General features: G+C 66.3%; 4 protein-coding genes. All 4 read right to left on the reverse strand.

The window, feature by feature from the left end; translation table 11 throughout:
* Window positions 1-662, reverse strand: a 662-nt coding sequence (locus AC3XYG_RS26490; protein WP_489142870.1) for a substrate-binding domain-containing protein, incomplete at its 3' end; no start/stop codon positions are given.
* 17 nt (window positions 663-679) lie between these two features.
* Complete coding sequence (locus AC3XYG_RS26495; RefSeq protein ID WP_489142871.1) at window positions 680-1,561, reverse strand: carbohydrate ABC transporter permease; 882 nt, start codon at window positions 1,559-1,561, stop codon at window positions 680-682.
* Complete coding sequence (locus AC3XYG_RS26500; RefSeq protein WP_489142872.1) at window positions 1,558-2,532, reverse strand: carbohydrate ABC transporter permease; 975 nt, start codon at window positions 2,530-2,532, stop codon at window positions 1,558-1,560. The genes AC3XYG_RS26495 and AC3XYG_RS26500 overlap by 4 nt, the downstream gene beginning before the upstream one ends.
* Window positions 2,501-3,455: ABC transporter substrate-binding protein (locus AC3XYG_RS26505; protein WP_489142873.1), on the reverse strand; the 955-nt coding region annotated here is incomplete at its 5' end. The genes AC3XYG_RS26500 and AC3XYG_RS26505, both read right to left, overlap by 32 nt.

Consider the following 3,455-nt stretch of genomic DNA (forward strand, 5'->3'; position numbering starts at 1 on the left):
CAGCGCGCCGTGGCACAGCCGATGGCGCGGTTGTTGCTGGTGACGAAGCTGAGGCACGGCATGCCGGCAATGCCGCCGCGATTGATGAACACCACGGGAATGCCGGCCTGCATCAGCCGGTCGGCGACCCCGACCAGCCGGGATGGCGACACCGCATCGACCAGGACGCCGTCCATCCCATCCGCCGCCATCTGCTCGATATCGGCGACCTGCCGGGCGGCGGCATGTTCGACGCTGTGGACCAGGGCGACGCGCCAGGGATTGTCGATCGCGGCGGTCGAGAAGCCGATGCGCAGGCGCCGCCGCGGCGACGGCAGGAACGGCCGGCACAGCGCCGGGACGGCCGGCGCCGCACCGGCCGGGTCGGGCGATGGCGGCCGGGCCGGGTCGGCGGCGATCCGGGGACGATGCCGGTCCGCATCCTCGGCCCCTGCGGCCAGGGTGGCGATCAGGGCGGCGGCCAGCGGCCCGGTGCGCACCTCGCCCCGCAAACAGACAACGATGCCGTCGACCGCCAGGGCCCGGGTGATGCGATGCAGGCTGCTGCGGGACAGGCCCAACTCCTCAGCCAACTCGACGCTCGGGGCGCGGCCACCGCGACGGGCCAGCGCGGCGATCAGGGCGATGGCCGCATCGACGCCGTTGCGCTGCCCCGCTGCCATCTCAGGCCCCCGCCATGTCAGGCCTTGACGCCGCCGGAGGCCAGCCCGCCCTGCCAGAAGCGCTGCATGAACAGGAAGGCGGCGATGACGGGCAGGATGCTGATCAGCGCCCCGGCCATGACGATGGTGAACAGCACCGCGCCACCGCTGCCCGCGGTGGCGGCGGCATACCATTGCGACAGGCCGACGGTGATCGGGAAGTATTCCGATGAGCTGAGCATCACCAGCGGCAGGAAGTAATTGTTCCAGGTCGACACGAAGGCCAGGATCAGCACGGTGGCGAAGCCCGGCGTCAGCAGCCGGAACGCGATCTTGAAGAAGATGTGCAACTCGCCCGCGCCGTCGATGCGGCCGGCCTCGATCAGCTCGTTCGACACGGCGTCGTCGATATAGACGCGCATCAGGAACACGCCGGGCGGGAACACCAGGCAGGGCAGGATGACCGCGATCGGCGTGTTGACCAGCCCGATCTTCGACAGCATCAGGAACAGCGGCACGGCCAGCGCCGTCTGCGGGATCATCACCGCGCCGAGCACCAGGGCGAAGCACAGCTTCTTGCCGAGGAACTGGTACTTGGCGAAGGCATAGCCGGCGAAGGTGGCGAACAGGGCGGCGCCGAGACCGGAAATCGCGGCGTACAGGAAGGTGTTGAGCAGCCAGCGCGAGAACACCCCGTCCTGATAGGTGAACAGGCCCTGCAGGTTTTCCCAGAAGTTGAAATCGTCGGCGAACCAAAGGCCGAACGTGCCGAACAGGTCGGCATTGGATTTGGTGGCCGAGACGATGACATAGAGCAGCGGGATGAAGTTGTAGACGAAGTACAGGCCCAGCACGCCCGTCAGCAGCCAGCGCTGGCGCCGGAACGCCGGCGAGCGCGCCGTCTTGGCGGCGATGGTCATCGGCGGGCCCCGCGATTGGCGAACAGCATGAAGGCATAGGACACCACCGCCACCACGCCGCCGAGGACGAAGGAGATCGCCGCGGAGTAGTTGTACTGCTGGTTGGTGAAGGCCAGCGTGTAGGCGTAATAGTTCGGCGTGTAGTGGCTGTTGATCAGGCTCGGCGTCAGGTTGTGGATCAGGTAGGGCTCGGTGAACAGCTGCAGCGTGCCGATGATCGAGAAGATGACCGTGACGATGATGGTCGGCACGATCAGCGGCAGCTTGATCTTCAGTGAGTGCTGCAGAGCCGTGGCCCCGTCGATCGCCGACGCCTCCTCCAGGTCCCGCGGGATGGCCTGCAGTGCAGCGTAATAGATGATCATGTTGTAGCCCATGTATTCCCAGACCGCGATGTTGGCGATCGAGGGCAACAGGGTGCTGGACGACAGGAAATCGATCTTGCCCAGGCCGAGCGCCTGGCTGAGCTGGGTGAACGGGCCGAAGGCCGGGCCGTAGAGATAGCCCCACAGCAGCGTGGCGATCACCGCGGGCACGGCATAGGGGATGAAGAAGGCGATGCGGAAGAAGTTGCGGGCGAACACCGTGCCGCTGTCGAGGATCAGCGCGAACACCAGCGCCAGCCCGAGCATGACCGGGATCTGCATCAGCCCGAACTGCAGCAGCAGCCAGACGCCATCCCAGAAGTTCTTGTCGTGGATGGCCCTGATGTAGTTGTCGAGCCCGACGAAGTGGGCGCCGCCGACCAGCGTCTCCTTGAACAGGCTCATCTGGAACGCATAGAGCAACGGCGCGACCAGGAAGCCGGCAAACAACAGCATGAACGGCAGCAGGAAAATATAGGGCGCAAGCTTGTGGCCGACGAGGGCGCGCCGCGGCTTCGCGCCGGCCTGGGCGACGGCAGGCGCCCCATCGGGACGCCCGCCATCCCACAGGCGGTCAGAGGACGGTGAAGCCCTGATCGTTGGCATAGGCCACGACACTGTCCTGCACCCGGTCGAACGCCGCCGACAACGTGCCGTTGCCGCCGAGCGCCGACGCCAATTCGTCCTGCATCTGCTGGTTCACGTAATCCTGGAACGGCGCGAATTCGAAGCTGGGGTCGACCTGGTTCTCGGCGGTGACGAAGACCTCGTTGACGGCCTGGCCGCCGTAGAAATCATAGCCGTGGCCCATCAACTCCTTGTCGCCGACGAGGTCCTTCAGCACCGGGAACAGGAACTGGCCGGTGTTCCACAGCCGCGACGCCTCCGGGTCGCTGCCCATGAACTGGGCGAACAGCGCGGCTTCCTTCGGGTGCTTCGAACTGGTGAAGGCGGCGAAGGTCGACCCGCCCCAGTTCGAGGTGATCTTGCCACCCTTCTCCCATTGCGGCATCGGCGACGCGCGCCACTTGCCGAAGCTCTTCTTCATCGACTGCTGCATCAGCACCGGCGCCCAGGCGGCCGTGACCCAGGAGGCGTAGGTGCCGTTGTCCAGGTTGGCGAACCACTCGGTCGTCCACATCGGCTTGGTGTCGATCGCCTTGGCGTCGATCAGCTTCTGCCAGTAGCCGGCCCATTTCTTGGCGACGTCGCTGTTGATCGCGATCTGGATGTTGGTGCCGTCGAGATGGAACGGCCGCCAGCCGGCCTGCCACAGCACGGCGCAGACCCAGCCGGCGTCGGAGGCGCCGAAATCGCAGAGATAGGTGCCCGGCGCCTTGGTGCTGAGCTTGATCGCCTGTTCGGCGTAGTCGTCCCAGGTCTCGGGGACGGTCAGGCCGTGGGTTTCGAACACATCGGCGCGGTACAGCAGGCCCATCGGGCCGCTGTCCCAGGGCACAGCGTAGATCTTGCCGTTGTCGGTGACCGACTTCCAGGTCCAGTCGATGAATTTCGGCCCGACATCGCCG

The organism is Inquilinus sp., from assembly GCF_057815775.1.